The 15,876-nt window shown below is 38.5% G+C and carries 13 protein-coding genes; 3 read left to right on the top strand and 10 right to left on the bottom strand.

The features are described 5' to 3' along the window. Nucleotides 1-116: 116 nt before the first annotated feature. Nucleotides 117-758 carry a hypothetical protein gene (locus AAHB15_RS29355; protein WP_342043849.1) on the bottom strand — a complete coding sequence of 214 codons (642 nt, stop codon included), beginning with the start codon at nucleotides 756-758 and terminating at the stop codon, nucleotides 117-119. 324 nt (nucleotides 759-1,082) lie between these two features. On the opposite strand from AAHB15_RS29355, the gene AAHB15_RS29350 reads away from it, so the two are divergent. Further along, nucleotides 1,083-4,745: a glycosyltransferase gene (locus tag AAHB15_RS29350; RefSeq protein WP_420491231.1), complete on the top strand. Its 3,663-nt coding sequence runs from the start codon at nucleotides 1,083-1,085 to the stop codon at nucleotides 4,743-4,745. A 63-nt stretch (nucleotides 4,746-4,808) separates the two neighbouring features. Here the strand turns inward: AAHB15_RS29350 and AAHB15_RS29345 are convergent, their stop codons facing one another. Continuing rightward, a complete protein-coding gene (locus tag AAHB15_RS29345; protein WP_335575649.1) occupies nucleotides 4,809-5,198 on the bottom strand; it encodes a hypothetical protein in 390 nt (129 codons plus the stop codon). 224 nt (nucleotides 5,199-5,422) lie between these two features. Here AAHB15_RS29345 and AAHB15_RS29340 point away from each other — a divergent pair, with 224 nt between their 5' ends. Continuing rightward, nucleotides 5,423-6,022 (top strand): NADPH-dependent FMN reductase, encoded by a 600-nt coding sequence (locus AAHB15_RS29340; protein ID WP_335575650.1) that lies wholly within the window; start codon nucleotides 5,423-5,425, stop codon nucleotides 6,020-6,022. A 118-nt stretch (nucleotides 6,023-6,140) separates the two neighbouring features. Here the strand turns inward: AAHB15_RS29340 and AAHB15_RS29335 are convergent, their stop codons facing one another. The 5 genes from AAHB15_RS29335 to map all read right to left on the bottom strand — a co-directional run bounded on the left by AAHB15_RS29335 (nucleotide 6,141) and on the right by map (nucleotide 10,741). Then, complete coding sequence (locus AAHB15_RS29335; RefSeq protein ID WP_342043848.1) at nucleotides 6,141-6,731, bottom strand: DUF421 domain-containing protein; 591 nt, start codon at nucleotides 6,729-6,731, stop codon at nucleotides 6,141-6,143. 36 nt (nucleotides 6,732-6,767) lie between these two features. Next, nucleotides 6,768-7,847 carry a PrsW family intramembrane metalloprotease gene (locus AAHB15_RS29330; protein ID WP_335575652.1) on the bottom strand — a complete coding sequence of 360 codons (1,080 nt, stop codon included), beginning with the start codon at nucleotides 7,845-7,847 and terminating at the stop codon, nucleotides 6,768-6,770. A gap of 121 nt (nucleotides 7,848-7,968) precedes the next feature. Beyond that, entirely contained in the window at nucleotides 7,969-8,940 is a 972-nt protein-coding gene (locus AAHB15_RS29325; protein ID WP_335575653.1) for a ring-cleaving dioxygenase, read from the bottom strand. A gap of 14 nt (nucleotides 8,941-8,954) precedes the next feature. After that, nucleotides 8,955-9,560 carry an alpha/beta hydrolase gene (locus tag AAHB15_RS29320; protein ID WP_335575654.1) on the bottom strand — a complete coding sequence of 202 codons (606 nt, stop codon included), beginning with the start codon at nucleotides 9,558-9,560 and terminating at the stop codon, nucleotides 8,955-8,957. A 440-nt stretch (nucleotides 9,561-10,000) separates the two neighbouring features. Beyond that, complete coding sequence (gene map / locus AAHB15_RS29315; protein WP_335575655.1) at nucleotides 10,001-10,741, bottom strand: type I methionyl aminopeptidase; 741 nt, start codon at nucleotides 10,739-10,741, stop codon at nucleotides 10,001-10,003. Nucleotides 10,742-10,956: 215 nt separating this feature from the next. On the opposite strand from map, the gene AAHB15_RS29310 reads away from it, so the two are divergent. Next, nucleotides 10,957-12,285, top strand: coding sequence for a D-serine ammonia-lyase (locus tag AAHB15_RS29310; RefSeq protein ID WP_335575656.1), 1,329 nt, complete (start codon nucleotides 10,957-10,959; stop codon nucleotides 12,283-12,285). Nucleotides 12,286-12,327: 42 nt separating this feature from the next. Here AAHB15_RS29310 and AAHB15_RS29305 read toward each other — a convergent pair whose 3' ends face one another. From AAHB15_RS29305 to AAHB15_RS29295, 3 genes are all read right to left on the bottom strand, one after another. Continuing rightward, nucleotides 12,328-13,827, bottom strand: coding sequence for a pyruvate kinase (locus tag AAHB15_RS29305; RefSeq protein WP_335575657.1), 1,500 nt, complete (start codon nucleotides 13,825-13,827; stop codon nucleotides 12,328-12,330). A gap of 152 nt (nucleotides 13,828-13,979) precedes the next feature. Next, a complete protein-coding gene (locus tag AAHB15_RS29300; protein ID WP_335575658.1) occupies nucleotides 13,980-15,338 on the bottom strand; it encodes an arsenic transporter in 1,359 nt (452 codons plus the stop codon). A gap of 240 nt (nucleotides 15,339-15,578) precedes the next feature. Continuing rightward, on the bottom strand, nucleotides 15,579-15,876 hold a 298-nt coding region (locus AAHB15_RS29295; RefSeq protein ID WP_342043847.1), incomplete at its 5' end, for a hypothetical protein.

The following is a 15,876-nucleotide window of genomic DNA, read 5'->3' as shown; positions in this document are numbered from 1 at the left end:
ACGGCCCATCATAAGAATTCCTCCAATAAAAAACCTGTATAGAGATAAATTCTACACAGGTTTTTGAAATTCCTATAAGATTGTCAACAGGCCCTAATGGTCCCCTTTTTAGTAGATTAATTTGTCTTTCCATTGTTCCCTTTTTGATCTTTACGACTCGCAGCATTTGCTTTTGCAGCTTGAGAAACTTGTTGTCCATGATTGCTAGTTGTTGATGTTGAGTTTGTCGGTGCCGTTGTTGTCTTTGATGATGCTGTTGTTGTCTTTGATGATGCTGTTGATGTCGAGTTTGTCGGTGCCGTTGTCGTCGTTGATGACGATGTTGTTGTCAAGTTTGTCGGTGCCGTCTTGGTGGTTGTTTTTGGACTTGTCGATGTTGTAGTTGTTTTAGTAGTAACAGGTGCTGTAGTTTTAGTTGTTGATGAAGCAGCTCTTATATTTGTGGTATTGTTTTGAACCTGAGCTGTGGTTTTATTACTCTCCGCCTGAAGAGTAACAGGCTTAATAGAGACCGTAGTATCCACGTTCTTTCTTTCCGTTATTGGCGTTTGCTCTTTTAAGGTACTATTTTCTGTTGTAATTTTATCCGCTGTTCCTTTTGTTTGATCGTTCACTTTTTTTTCTGCTGAGTCTAAGTTATCAGCTGATTTTGGTTCATCTGAAATGGGTAAATTATTTACTTCGTTCAATTGTTTAGTAGATTGATTGGATAACAAGTTGTTGGTGAGAGAAAACGTAACGGATCCCACTAACACCATGGTTAGGGCTCCTATAGCTCTTTTGTTCATATTCTTCCCCTTTTGTCTTTTTATTCAGGATGGCAATACAAATTTCGCCAAAACCTTTAGGGTTTATGGGGGTAGCTAAGTAAATTTAAGAAACTAAAAACCAAAAATTTACTCAAGTACCATTAGAAATAAAAAAAACATTTCATTCTACCCCCAAAATCTATTTAAGGCTACCTAACCTTTTGTTGGTAGTCTTTTTTTGTCGAAAAATATAACGCAGTAACCGCAGCATCAAGAAAGTAATACATTCTATTAAAATTTAACTCTCAACAAACACCTATAAGGAGGAATTACGTGAATAGAGTTTTTAGGTGGATTGTTCGATCATTTTTTGCACCCGTCACTGGTAATAGAGGGGCCATTGCGAGTTCACTTGGATTTTTCCTGGCATTTTTGCCTATATACAGTGTAAGAATTCCATTATTGCTCGTTCTCTCACTTTTGTTTCGTCTTAATATCATCGCCATTTTACTTGGAACGTTAATTACCCTTTTTACTCCTACTATTCGAGATTTGCCTTTCCTGGATGTACCTGTATTAGAAGGATATAATTTAACACCAGCCTTGGGTGGATTAATCGGGCTTGTTTGTTATTTTTTCTTCCATTGGTTTTACAATATAGGGCTAAAAAAAAGGGAACGAAATCAAGAACATGTCTTTCTTGATCCAGAAAAAAGACGCTGGTCGATAATTAAACGTATGAGTACCGGCTTTACTCTATTAGTTGTTTTAGTATCTTTTATTTTTATTGAAAGTCTATATACTGACCCGGTGTTTCCGAACCTACAATTAAATAAAAGTGGAGTCACAACCAGGATTGAACCCATTAATCAAAGTTTCACTAAAGAACAGCTTGCCAGCCAGCTGGAAAAAAACAATCCTACCCCTCTTGTTCAAAAAAAAGATGGAATAGAAAACAAAGTACAAATTTCACAAAAACAAGAAGTTTATGGTTTTTACGTCAATTGGGATGCAAACAGCAAAACTTCTTTTAAAAAAAATATCGATTCGATAACCACATTAGTGCCCGAGTGGCTGCAGCTTAATACTGACCTGACCTTTAAATCCAGCAATGACTCGTCTATTATTACAGAGGCAAAAGCACATCAGATAAAGGTTCTCCCAGTAGTAAATAATTTTATTAATAATAAATGGGATACAGAAACTCTTCATCGGTTATTTACTACTCCCGGTGCGGAGGATCTTTTTATTAAAAATTTGTTGGATTATGTGCGAACAAATGACTTTGCTGGTATTAATATTGACTTTGAGAATATCAACCAAAAGGACAAAGCTGAATTGTCAAGCTTTATAAATAAAGTTTCTGATGCATTTCATCAACATGACCTATTGGTATCAATTGATGTCCCGCCAAGTAACACTAGCTTTGACTATGCTTCTTTAGCAAATAATGTTGACCGGATGTTCGTTATGCTATATGACCAGCACAACTCTACGAGTAATCCTGGACCTATCGCACCAGTAGATTGGGTAAAGGGCAGCTTGAACCGCCTTCATATTCCTTCTGAAAAATTAATTGTAAGTTTGGGAAGCTACGGGTATGACTGGGAAGAAAACTCCAAGGAGCCTGCTGAAACAGTTACTTTCGGGGATATAATGAATCTTGGAATGGGTACGAACATTAATATCAATTGGAATAAACAAGTAGGCAATCCATATTTACGTTACAAAATAAACGGAAAAAACCATACTGTTTGGTTTTTAGATGCCGCAACATTTTATAATCAAATGAAGACAGCGATAGAAAGTGGTTCAAAAGGAATCGCTGTCTGGCGTCTTGGTTCCGAAGATCCTTCTATCTGGAACTATATTAATCAACCAAAAGCAATGAAAAATCCGTCCATTGCCCTGAAAACATTAGTCAGTCCTGAACCTGTTCACTACTCAGGCGCAGGAGAAATTTTAAAAGTGGTTTCTCAATCAGAAAAAGGTAAAAGGACCATAGAAATGGATCCACAAGATTTGATACAAAATGAAACCTATACCAAATTACCAAAGCCTTTTGAAGTGATTCGTTATGGAAAACCAAAAAAGAAGGAAATCGTCCTTAGCTTTGATGACGGTCCAGATCCAGTCTATACACCGCAAATATTGGACATTTTAAACAATTATCATATAAAAGGTTCCTTCTTTATCGTAGGAGAGAATGCAGTTCTGCATCCAGAACTGATTAAAAGAATTCATGGAGAAGGCCATGAAATTGGCAGTCACACCTTTACACATCCTGATGTTGCATCGACCGCATCATGGCAAACAAAATTGGAGCTAAATGCTAATCAAAGACTTTTTGAGGAAATTACTGGGCACTCAATGACCCTCTTCCGCCCACCGTATGTGGCAGATGCGGAACCGAGCACAAGAAGTGAACTGCTGCCTATCATGCGTGCACAGGATATAGGGTATACGATGGTCGGCGAATTAATAGACTCTGACGATTGGCAAAGACCTTCTAGTAATGAAATTGTAAAGCGTGTGTTGCAGCAGCTGCCAGAGGGAAATGTGATTTTGTTCCACGATTCTGGGGGTGACCGCTCCAACACGGTAAAGGCTTTGCCGATTATCATAAAAGAACTAAAACAGCGCGGCTATACCTTTACAACAATTGGTCATTTGATTGGAAAAACAGATAGTCAGATTATGCCTTCTGCTAATCAAGACAGCCCTTATTTGGTCTATGATAAAGCTGTTTTTAAGCTTATGCAGGGCTGGCGTTTAGGATTATTCGTCCTTTTCTACTCAGCTATTATCTTAGGAATCTTGCGCCTGGTGCTCTTTGTCTTCCTTTCTAGGAAGCAGGTAAAAGCGTATAAAGAGACTGTGATTGACCCTGCCTTTACCCCGTTTGTAAGTGTCGTTATTGCCGCCTATAATGAGGAAAAAGTAATTTGCAAAACGATTGAGTCTATATTATCGAGCGATTACCCTGCTTTTGAGATATTAATTATTGACGATGGATCAAAGGATGATACGGCTGGTGTTGTTGAAAAAAACTATTCAAACCATTCTCTCGTCAGATTAATAAAAAAATCTAATGGGGGGAAATCCTCTGCAGTGAATCTTGGTTTCAAAGAAGCAAAAGGAGAAATCGTCGTTGCTCTTGACGCAGATACACTCATCGCTGATAATGCGATCTCCCTGCTTGTTAACCATTTTACAAATGAAAGCGTGGCTGCTGTTTCAGGTAATGTCAAAGTCGGTAATAAAGGGAACCTCCTTACAAACTGGCAGCATATTGAATATGTAACAGGCTTTAACCTAGAGAGAAGGGCATTTGCGGCTTTAAATTGTATTACGGTCGTACCAGGTGCGATCGGTGCATGGCGAAAGACGGATGTGGAAGAAGCAGGATACTTTAAAGAGGATACGCTGGCAGAAGATACCGATATCACTCTTACCCTTTTACGTCAAGGGAAAAAGATTGAATTTGAGGAAAAGGCTTATGCCTTCACAGAAGTTCCCGAAGATCTAAAAAGTCTTGCAAAACAGCGGTACCGTTGGGTTTATGGTACATTACAATGCTTATGGAAACATCGTGCGGCTTTATTTAATAAGAAACACAATACATTAGGTTTTATCGGCTTACCAAATATGTGGCTTTTTCAATATATCTATCAAACCATCTCTCCTATTGCAGATATATTGTTTATTATAGCTCTTTTTAACGGCCGCTCAGGAAAGGCAGCCATAGGCTTTATCTTATTTTACCTGCTCGATTTCGTTACGTCCCTATATGCGTTTCGTTTGGAGAATGAAAGCCCTAAACCACTGATTTCCTTGTTTTTACAACGGATATTGTACAAACAGCTTATGACTTATGTAGTGATAAAATCTATTTTCTCCGCAATAAAAGGAGTAACCGTTGGTTGGAATAAATTAAAACGAAAAGGAAATGTCACACAGGAAACCTATATGGTGAACGTTAAGGAAAATATGTAAAGCAAAAAAAGGTCTTCCAATTTTTCGGAAGACCTTTTTGTTACTAAAAACTTAATACTGTATTTAGAAGAGACGTCTATTAATTACTGTGCATTGTCTTGCACCTCTCCGAATCAAACGGCGTGCCTCAGCTAAAGAGATTTCGACAAGTACAGCTTCGTCTGTGTCATCTTCTACATCAAACAAAGCAAATGCCTCTCCATCTAAAATCAATACACAAACGAAGTTCACTTCTAAATTATCAGAAGTTGGCCTGCTAGTTACTACTCGGCAACGCTGGACTCCTGCATTCAAGAACGTATTAGCCTCTCTACGGGAAATGCGAATAAAAACATATTCCTCGATTTCAACATTACCAGCTTCTGCTTCGATTTCTACCACCAAAAAGAAACCATTTCTTCTGGTTTCGAGAATACAATTAGCTCCAATCGATATAACATCTTCTGGATTCATAAATATCACCTCCCTTGTACAATAAATTCAATTGGTAAAGGAATTGTTTGGACAACTATCCGAAGAAATTATTAGAAGTTGATTAAATTTTTTTAAAAATGTTCCCTGATTACAGGTATAAAGTCACGTTAAATAACTGATATTAGGAATTGTAAGGCTAATGAATTGGAAAGATAGGGAAACTTTTTTTACATAATTGTATTTAGCCATAGGTGGTGTATCAAATGGGTTTCTTTAGCAAATTATTTGGTAATGAAACAAAGGAGGAAAACAGTATGGCAAATGATAAGTTAAACATCGGAATTATTCTAGGCAGTACACGTCAAGGACGTGTAAGTCCACAAGTCGGCGAATGGGTGAAAGGAATTGCTGATAAACGTGGGGATGCAAATTACGAAATCGTCGATATTAAAGATTTTGATTTACCATTCTTAGGTACAACTGACGGCTCTGAGCCTGGATTAGGAAGATGGAATGAAAAGCTTTCAAGCTTAGACGGATTTGTGTTTATCGTCCAAGAGTACAACCATAGCATCACAGGAGCATTGAAAAATGCACTTGACTGTGCACGTGAGGCTTGGAACAACAAATCGGCTGGTATCGTCAGCTATGGATCTACCGGCGGTGCGCGTGCTGCTGAGCACTTACGCGGGATTTGCGGAGAATTATTGATTGCCGATGTCCGAGTCCACCCTACATTATCTTTATTTACTGATTTTGAAAATGGTACTGACTTTAAACCTCAGGAATTACATCTAAACAATGTAAATGCAATGCTAGATCAAGTTCTTGCTTGGGGCGGCGCATTAAAGACATTGCGATAAAAGTCTATAAAAAAGGAGCAGCTTCTTTAAATGGCTGCTCCTTTTTTATTAATACCTCATTGTTAATTAAATCGTTAATTAAATCCAATGGGGCTTTCTTTTATGTCTTTAATACTAGTTAATTCAAATATTCTGGATGTTTTTGTGGAGTATTTTGATGGATCTCCGCGAATATGTCCTGACTAGAATCTTTGTTCGTTGTAGTTAGGTTTTGTTGTGAGATTTGATTCATTAGCTTTTTAAATTCGCCAATCGTTAGTGGTTTCGCGTCTTCTTTTAATTCATAGCCCAATTGTCCGTTTGGTTCAATCGTCCCGATTTTGATGTCAGATAACTTGGTTAGACCCATATTGCGCATCCGCATTTCCAGCCCGTCAACAGTTAATCGAAGCTTCTTTAAATTTTTAACATTTAGCTCCCCGTTTTCAATAACTATTTTAGTTTTTCCCATAATTAATTTTTCAAAAGGGTTAAAATGAAGCTGGATATACTCAACTATTAGGATGGACACCACAAAAATGATTGCCCCTCCAATTGCCTTAATCATACTTACCTCTACAATTGGTTCAACTATAAGGTGGCCAAGAGAAATCATTACGATCGTTTGGGCAAGTGTCATCTGTGCGATTGATTTTATTCCAGCGATTCGAAGCAGGACAACACCCGTAAAGAACAGTATAAAAGATTTTAAAATAAAGGATAAATCCATCGATATCCCCCTTTAGATAATGGCATATTCTCTTTACTAATGAATGTTGGAGTGATATTTAAACGTCAATTTTTTATTGCCTATTTCTTTAAGACCAGCACGAATCAGCAGGAAAACGACAATCCATGAAGAAACCATTAAGAAGATCTGTCCAAAGGGGAACATTCCTGGAATTTGTGTGTCCCATAAGGCATGCATCAAAATTACCAAGATAAAGACGCGTAAAAATTTAATATTGAATAACATGTTGAACTTAAAAGGCTGGTCCCCTTGAACCCTGCAGAATGCTGCACCAGTCAAAGCGGCCCAGGCTACATGGCCGCCAGGAGCCAAAATACCGCGCCATAGCATCGTGATGTACAGATTTTTGCCATCCCCGGAAAGCAGCGCTCTTAGGGCATAACCAGCAGTTTCAAAAGCTGCAAATCCTGCTCCAACGGCTGCACCAATGAGAAGTCCATTTAGGATATACCTGTATTTGCGGTACCGTACAAAAGTGATCACCGTTATTGCTTTGGCGAGTTCCTCTGCAATTCCGATCGTAATGGGATTGATATTATGTTTTAGGATGTCGAAAAACAATAGGGCGACTAACATAGAGAGAATCCCGCCGATAAACACAACATAAATAATCCGATAAAAGGCAATATTTTGCGGAGCGTTCATTTCCCAGAAGAAGATTAAAGTAGTCAACGGAACAGCAAAAGCACCAACAATGATAAGTCCAGGTATAAAGTTTACATTTCTAAAATAACCTACGCCAATATATAATCCTAAAAATGCAATCAGTGCAAATATGAACACTCTGGCAAAAAGCCAAGGCTTTGGCCATGTTTCTGTCACTTCCGTTATTTTGGGTGTGGTAAGCGCAGTGCCTACGATGAAAAGCCGTTCAGCCTCTAGTTCACTATGATTTCTGAAGACACGAGAAAAGACGTTTTGAAACTTTGGTTCAACCGAACGTTCAAATCTCGGAACCATATCCACATAATGGGCAAATTCATAAAATAAGCTGTTTTCATCCTCTTCCGTATTATTTTTAAAGAACTTTTCGCCGCAGCTTAAGCAGAATTTCACACCATCCGGATTTGTATAGACACATTGCGGGCATTTCAAATTACTTCCCCCTCTTGGTATCGAATTCTTTCGTTCACAAATTACTTATTTTATAGTTAATTTATCCAATTAACATAAATAAAAACAGACGAATTTTTTCGCCTGTTTTTGAGATATGACTTTAATTTAATTCAAGAGGACGTAATTTTGCTTCAATTTGTTCACGTCTCGGTTCTAAAAATGGTGGTAATGCCAGTTTTTGACCCATAGTTTCCAATGGTTCATCTGTCGCAAAGCCAGGTGTATCAGTTGATAGTTCAAACAAAATGCCATTGGGTTCTCTAAAATATAGTGCTTTAAAATAATATCGTTCTACCTTACCTGAATTGGCTATCCGGTGTTCCTTTAAACGTTGAGCCCATAAATGGTATTCCTCCTCATTAGGTACCCGAAAGGCCACATGATGAACTCCGCCGCGTCCAATTCGTGCACGCGGTAGATCTGGTCTTGGTTCAATATGGACCTCTGCTCCACTGCCACCTTCTCCTGTTGCATAAACCAAAATATCAGGATATTCACCATCTAATGATGGATAGGAACTCACAAATCGGAATCCCATTATTTCTGTAAGAATTCCAATCGTTGGTTCGGCAATGCTGACTGTAAGTGTGACTGGACCTAATCCAATAATGGCATGTTCAACAGGGATATCGTCCCGTTTCCAGGGGATACCGGCTCTAACGCCGGTTTCCTCCATATCTGCCACAAGTATTAAGCGGGTTCCTTCAAAGTCTCGAAATGCTAATGTATCGCGCCCGGCCCTTTTTTGAATAATAGGGTCATGTTGTATTCCGAATTGGGTAAAACGTTCTTTCCAATATAACAATGCCTCGGTTGTTTTTACCCTTAAAGAAACCGTAGAAATATCTGAAGTTCCTCGGTAGGAGTGGCCTAGGCCTGGAATATCAAAGAAAGTGACCTCTGTACCTGGAGTTCCCTCGGCATCCGCATAGAAAAGGTGATAGGACTCAGTATTATCTTGATTCACCGTCTTCTTAACTAATCTCATGCCTAAAATTTTTGTATAAAATTCATAGTTCCTCTCGGCTTTGCCTGTCAAAATCGATACATGATGCAGTCCTAATAATTGCATTTTTTAAAACCTCCTTAACCGATAATCCCTTTATACCATTGGGCTGCTTCTTCTACTTCTTCTCTGGTTAATTGATGTCCGCGATTTTCCCAGTGCAGCTCTACAGATGCGTTGGCATCTTGAAGTAATCCTTGTAATTCCTTCGATTCCAATGGTGGACAAATTGGGTCATTAGTTCCTGCGGCAATAAACACATTGGTTCCGGTTAAGTCAGGAAGCTCGATTCTTCGCGGAACCATTGGATGATGAAGAATAGCACCTTTTAGGGCATTTTGATAGTGAAATAATAGACTTGCCGCAATATTTGCCCCATTCGAATAGCCGACGGCAATGATATTTTTTCGGTCAAACTCATATTTTTGTGACGCCTCATCTAGAAATTCATTTAATTCTTTGGTTCGGAAAACAAGATCCTCCTCATCAAAAACACCTTCCGCTAGTCTTCTGAAAAAGCGGGGCATTCCGTTCTCTAATACATTTCCACGAACACTTAGTACAGACGCCTCTTCATCAATCATTCCAGCCAGCGGTAAGAGATCTAATTCATTTCCTCCAGTTCCATGAAGTAATAGCAAAGTTGGTTTTACAGGATTTTTTCCTTTTTGAAAAATATGTTTCATCTAAACTCTCCTTTCAAATTCTTAAATGGTAGAGGTATCCACGACAATTTGTTACTTACCCCAGTCTCGATCAATTCAATTGTTTGTTAGCTATAATACGCAGTACACCTTTTTTGCTAGTATTTCCAAATTCGTTGGATAATTATTTTGAAGCTAATTATCTCGAATATGAGATAATTGTAATACATCTAGTGGTGCATAGTCAATAAAAAACACGCTGAGTTTTATTCAGCGTGTTCTTTCTGGATTTAATGACTAGCAGCTTTTTCAAGTCCGCCAGGCTTGTTTAGCCATCCCTTGTTCTCTAACATCTTTGTTTTTGTCACTATCAGTATCTGTCATATCATCGACAATCGGAAGCCCTTAGTAAAGTTCCACAAGCCTGCAATCGCAATGAAATAAAAAAGAGAGCGTACCTACATACGCTCTCCATCCATTCATTATTTGGTTAAAATAACGGGACCATCTTTTGTAACAATCAAGGTATGTTCATATTGTGCAACAAAGCTTTGCTCTGTTACAAAAGTCCAGCCATCATCCAGCTGGAATACTTCCTCGTCATGGGTAGAGATAAACGGTTCAAAGGCAATGACCATTCCTTCTTTCAACAGCCCGTGGTCTGAAGTTTCATTATAATTATAAATATACTCAGGTTCTTCGTGAATCGTACGCCCAATCCCGTGGCCGGTAAGGTTCAGAACAACGGTTAATCCGTGCTGTCTTGCTACTTGATGAACAACTTTACCCATTCCTGTAATTCTAGCACCTGGTTTTACTTTTTTTAACCCTGCTTCAAAGGCTTCTTTGGCAACATCGCAAATTTTGGTAAGGATCTCTTCTCCTTTGCCAACTACAATGGAAATGCCGGTATCAGCAAAGTAACCATTTTTTGAACCAGATACGTCGATATTCACTAAGTCCCCTTCTTGGATTACGCGTTCCCCAGGGATTCCGTGCGCGACTTCTTCATTAACACTGATACAAGTATAGCCAGGAAAATCATATTCGCCTTTGGGTGCGGAAATCGCACCTTCTTTTTCAAAAAGTTCTCCGGCTAAATCGTCAAGTTCTTTAGTGGTGACACCTGGTACAGCTCTTTTCACTAGTTCATCTCTTATCGATGCTACAATTCTGCCAATTTCCTTTAAACTGTTAAAATCCTCTTCTGTTTTAGCAATCATTGGTCTTGCCCCAATCTACATGATTTATTAGTAAAAACACCATAATTTAGATTTTACCCGTCCTTTCGAGAAAATCCAAGTATTGTTGATTATTCATATTTTTTTGAAAATAGGTCCCACTCATCATAACCCACAAACCTAGAGTAAATCGATTCAACCCACAAACTAGGAATGTTAAACTATAGATATCAAATCTGAAACATGGAGGGAAAAATGTGAACCCAGTAGAGATTGAAAGTTTGCTTGACGCTCAGGCCCTTAACCTAATCAAAAAAATGAAATCATATAACGAAGTCTTATGGTTTAATCCGAAAATCCAAACGACTCAAAACCGCCTGGAAGACTGCCCGCTCACTCTGGAGGATATTCAAGATGCTGAAGAACGACTGAAACGATTTGCTCCCTATATAGCTCAAGTGTTTCCTGAAACTAAAGCAACCAACGGAATCATTGAATCAAACTTAGTTAAGATCCCTGCCATGAAGAATAAATTAGTCGAGAATTACGCTCAGCCAATAGTAGGAGATATATGGTTAAAATGTGACAGCCATCTACCCATTTCCGGCTCGATTAAAGCAAGAGGTGGCATATATGAAATCCTCAAATATGCCGAGGATTTAGCGATTGAGCAACACCTTCTTCGCAAGGATGATGATTATTCTATTTTGGACAGTGAAGAATTCCGCCGATTTTTCTCACAATATCAAATTGCGGTAGGTTCCACGGGTAATCTAGGACTAAGCATTGGGATAATTAGTGCTAAATTAGGATTTATGGTAACTGTCCATATGTCAGCAGATGCGAAACAATGGAAAAAGGACCTGCTAAGAGATAAAGGTGTTCAAGTAATCGAATATGAGACGGATTACAGTAAGGCGGTAGAGGCTGGTCGTATTCAGGCAGAAAAAGATCCCCGTTGTTATTTTGTAGATGATGAGAACTCACAGCATTTATTTCTCGGATACGCCGTGGCTGCCTTAAGGTTAAAAAGTCAACTAGAAGAGCTTCAGATAAAAGTCGACGAAGATCATCCCTTGTTTGTTTATCTGCCTTGTGGTGTGGGCGGGGCTCCCGGTGGTGTTACGTTCGGTTTAAAACAATTGTTCCAAAACAATGTTTACTGCTTTTTCGCTGAACCTACTCATTCTCCTTGTATGTTACTTGGATTATTAACAGGACTCCATGAAAAGATTTCCGTCCGAGATATAGGGATTGATAATATTACGGCGGCAGATGGACTTGCTGTAGGAAAACCGTCCGGATTTGTCGGCAGAATCATCGCGCCTATGTTAAGTGGTGCTTTTACAGTTAGAGATGATGAGTTATTTAAACTTTTAAGGGTTCTGGTTGATACAGAGAATATTAGATTGGAACCTTCTGCTCTCGCAGGAATGATTGGCCCGGTTAAACTAGTGCAAGAAGGGAAGGCATTTTTACAAAAAAATCATTTGCTTAACAAAAAAGCTGCGCATATCGTTTGGGCGACAGGAGGAAGTATGGTTCCAGACGTGATTATGGAGGATTACTATAAAAAGGGATTTTAAAAAAAAATAGCAGCTTCCTAAAACTGTTAATCTAGGCGGCTGCTATTTTTTAAATACCCCAAACTGCGCGGTTAAGTCAATCAGTGCTTTGTGTCTCGCCGGAATAACTTCCACTGTACGTAACAATTTAACAAGCATTTTCAATGCATCGACGACAAAAGGCCCTTTATTAAGCATGATGCAGTTTGCCCGACTCCCATAGGCAGCATCGGTTATCTCTGCACGCGCTGTGATTCCTTTTTTTGTGAGCTTCTCCAATACACCCGTTGCCCATATAACGGGTGTGTAGGCAGCCGAACAGATGGTTAAGATTTCATCCTGCACAAATGATAAGTTTTCAGGACCAACCTCAACAGTCAAGTCGCCCCTTGCCAGCATGATTCCGAATCTGTTAAAATGTAAACCTTCTAAAAGGATTCTCGCCAAATTATGGATAGCGTCCTTTGTTTCAATTTTGGCGACTACACCAATATCGGTTCGCTTAAGTATTTCTAATTCTTGACGTAATTTTCTTAAGTCAAGTGGGGAGTGGACAAAGGATATTCCTAAAATATCCGCGTGCTTAGTTATAAACGGTATGTCCGCTAAATCCTTTTCTGTTAATGCAGGGAGATTTAGGCTTAAGAGCGAATCAGGTAAATTTAGCCCCTTCCCTTCTTTAACCCTTACTGGTTTGGGTGCGGGTGAATGGATTTCCACTTCTACAAATTCCTTGGTAACTTGTGATACTTTACCATGGATTTTCCCATCATCGATAAAAATAGAATCGTTTACCCGAACATTTCGAAACGCTTTTTCCAGCGTTACCGGGACGCCGGCAGGAGTATCCTCCACTGCCGAATGCCCCTCGGTATCGGAATTCAAATATAATCGCAGCCGATCCCCTTTACTCACATAAATAGGAGCATCAGGCAGCTTCCCAACTCGTACCTTGGGACCGGCTAAATCCATATAGATTTTACATTCGGTCTTTTGATACTTCCCTTCAATCCTTAGTTTTTTTTCAACATCCCGTATAGCATCAATTATTTGTTTCCATATTTCCGGATCATCATGAGCGCAATTGATTCTGGCAATATTCATTCCATTTAGAATTAGCTGTTCTATCTGGTTCGGATTGTTTAAGACTTTTGAATCTACCGTGACCATAATTGCTGGTTGATTCGGTTGCATTCTATTCCCGAAAAGTTCATCTGTCCGCTTTTTTAAGATTTTTCTTGAATCATATGGAGTTGAAACCACTAGATTCTTTTGCGAAGGTAATGAGATATTTAAATAGGATAATATTTTTTCTAGTGTATATAAAAGGTGTGTAGGTGATTGAAAAAGATCTGCAAGCCCTTTTTCTTTTAGTTCTTGACGTATACCAAGTAAGCTTTGTTCACGAAATCCTAAATATGAAATTAAATTATCCCGACAGATTCTAGCATCGTCCTGGAACTCGTGATGATCCTCTACATGATCACTGGCTTGAATGATTTGTTTATAGATGTTTTCTATCCGTATTGATAATTCTCGTTGGTTTAATGGGAATTGTGCCACATCTCCTTCACATCCTTGTATCCCAAACTTAAAAAGTTTTCCCATTATTTATTATTCATAAATGTAAAAAGTGTGTAGTAGTCTTCTTACTCAGAATAAAAAAAACAAGTTTAATGAACAAATTAACCCTCATCAAACTTGTTTATGTGAGATTATTTTACAAAAAAGAGTAAAAGCCATAGATACAAACTGATTAAGGTAAAGACTAAGGTTGGCGGTATGACGATCAGCGTTACTTTAATGTATTCGACCCAGGTGATCTTAATTTTGCTTTTCTTTAATATATGCATCCATATTAGGGTTGCCAAGGTTCCAATCGGTAGAATAAGGGATCCAATATCACTTCCAATTATATTTGCTAAATACACCGTTTTCATAATTAGCGGGTCTAGTCCCATTTCAGTTAATGCTAAGGTTGAGACCATCAAGGCAGGATGATTGTTAAAAATATTTGATAAAAATGCCGTGATAACACCCATTGTTAAACTTGCATGTAAGAAGCTGTCATTGACAAGAGGTTTTAGATTTTCGATTAGATAAGCCGTAAGTCCGATATTGTGTAAGCCAAAAATGATCACATACATGCTGAAAGCAAAGATTAAAATGTGCCATGGTATTTTTTTTAGGACATCCTTTGGGTTGACTTTTAAATACATCCATCTCCAAATCAAAAGAATTAGCGAACCACAAACCGCTACTAGAGAGACCGAGATGCCGATAAAGGATGCTACAAATAGACTAATCCTGACAATGAGGACGAAGATTAACATTTTTATCATAAGTTTCTTTTGTTGGTCAAACAGACTTTCTGACTTTTGTTGGAGCGGATGGAATGGGCGGTTTTTTTGCAGCGGAATGGAGTATGAATGGAAGCCGATTTGCGCTGGAATATTCTTTTTGAAGACTAGGTACAGCAAATATGATAAGAACAATAGGCCGAGGACTCCTGGCACAAACATCATTTCGGTTTGCATATAAAGGTCCATTCCAATAATTTTCAATGCAATCAGATTAACAATATTGCTTACACCAATGGGGGCACTGGAGGCTGTGGCGATTAACGCTCCACTTAAAAGAAATGGGATTTTTTGTGAATTTTTTAATTTTAAATTATTTAAAATTAAAATCAGGATCGGTGTAGTAATTAGAATACTTCCATCGTTATTAAAAAATAACGTCATTAAAAAGCATAACAGCAAGGTGTTCCAATATAAGCGGTAACCAGATCCCTTTGATAGTTTAAGCATTAATGCCGCGGTCCAGCTGAAAAAGCCTATGCTCTCAAGAACTATTGCCATTACAATCGTGGCTATTATGGTAATCGCAGCCCCAGTTACCTTGGAACTGATGTCAAGCAAGTCACCTGTTGACACACTACCGCTTAAGAAGACTATAATAGCTCCAATCATAGCTGGTATAGCTTCGTTCATATTTTTGGGACGGATGAAGATCATCACCATAGTTAGAATAAAAGCTGTTATAGTAACAATCACTGTCAAATGATGATACATAAAAGTTAATTTACTCCCTTCATTTATTTTCCTTCTGATTTTTTTCCATTTATTCTCTTCTTGTCCCTTGCCATATAGTACGTCTAAATTGAAGGCTTGTTCTAAACGAATATCCTGTAATTATACAAATCAGCATCTATCTAGATAAATATTTTTAAACTTAAATAGATTTTTGCCTAACAATTTTATATTTGGGTAAATAACTCTGCTTATATGATCTAGGTATTTATGTAGATTGGGTTAAATTGGGCTGCAGTTTGTTTTGAAGAACCTTAAAAAAAAACCGGCACTTGTTGAAGTACCGGCTTTATAAATCCAATTATTTCTTACCTTTAGAGCCTTTAGGACGTTTAGCGCCTTTAGAGCCTTTAGAGCCTTTAGAGCCTTTAGAGCCTTTAGGACGTTTAGCGCCTTTAGAGCCTTTAGAGCCTTTAGGACGTTTAGCGCCTTTAGAGCCTTTGCTGCCGGAAGAGCCTTTGCTGCCGGAAGAACCTTTGCTGCCGGAAGAACCTTTGCTGCCGGAAGAACCTTTGCTGCC

It is taken from the genome of Bacillus sp. OTU2372 (genome assembly GCF_038440275.1).
GTDB classification, from domain to species: Bacteria; Bacillota; Bacilli; order Bacillales; family Cytobacillaceae; genus Neobacillus; species Neobacillus bataviensis_B.
This window is presented reverse-complemented; position numbering and strand designations above follow the sequence as displayed.

What these genes read in the sequence shown, in the direction of transcription:
- AAHB15_RS29340 (WP_335575650.1), top strand. Translation starts at nt 5,423, where the DNA reads ATGGGTTTCTTTAGCAAATTATTTGGTAATGAAACAAAGGAGGAAAAC.
- AAHB15_RS29345 (WP_335575649.1), bottom strand. Translation starts at nt 5,198, where the DNA reads ATGAATCCAGAAGATGTTATATCGATTGGAGCTAATTGTATTCTCGAA.
- AAHB15_RS29300 (WP_335575658.1), bottom strand. Translation starts at nt 15,338, where the DNA reads ATGTATCATCATTTGACAGTGATTGTTACTATAACAGCTTTTATTCTA.
- AAHB15_RS29355 (WP_342043849.1), bottom strand. Translation starts at nt 758, where the DNA reads ATGGTGTTAGTGGGATCCGTTACGTTTTCTCTCACCAACAACTTGTTA.
- AAHB15_RS29325 (WP_335575653.1), bottom strand. Translation starts at nt 8,940, where the DNA reads ATGCAATTATTAGGACTGCATCATGTATCGATTTTGACAGGCAAAGCC.
- AAHB15_RS29320 (WP_335575654.1), bottom strand. Translation starts at nt 9,560, where the DNA reads ATGAAACATATTTTTCAAAAAGGAAAAAATCCTGTAAAACCAACTTTG.
- AAHB15_RS29335 (WP_342043848.1), bottom strand. Translation starts at nt 6,731, where the DNA reads ATGGATTTATCCTTTATTTTAAAATCTTTTATACTGTTCTTTACGGGT.
- map (WP_335575655.1), bottom strand. Translation starts at nt 10,741, where the DNA reads ATGATTGCTAAAACAGAAGAGGATTTTAACAGTTTAAAGGAAATTGGC.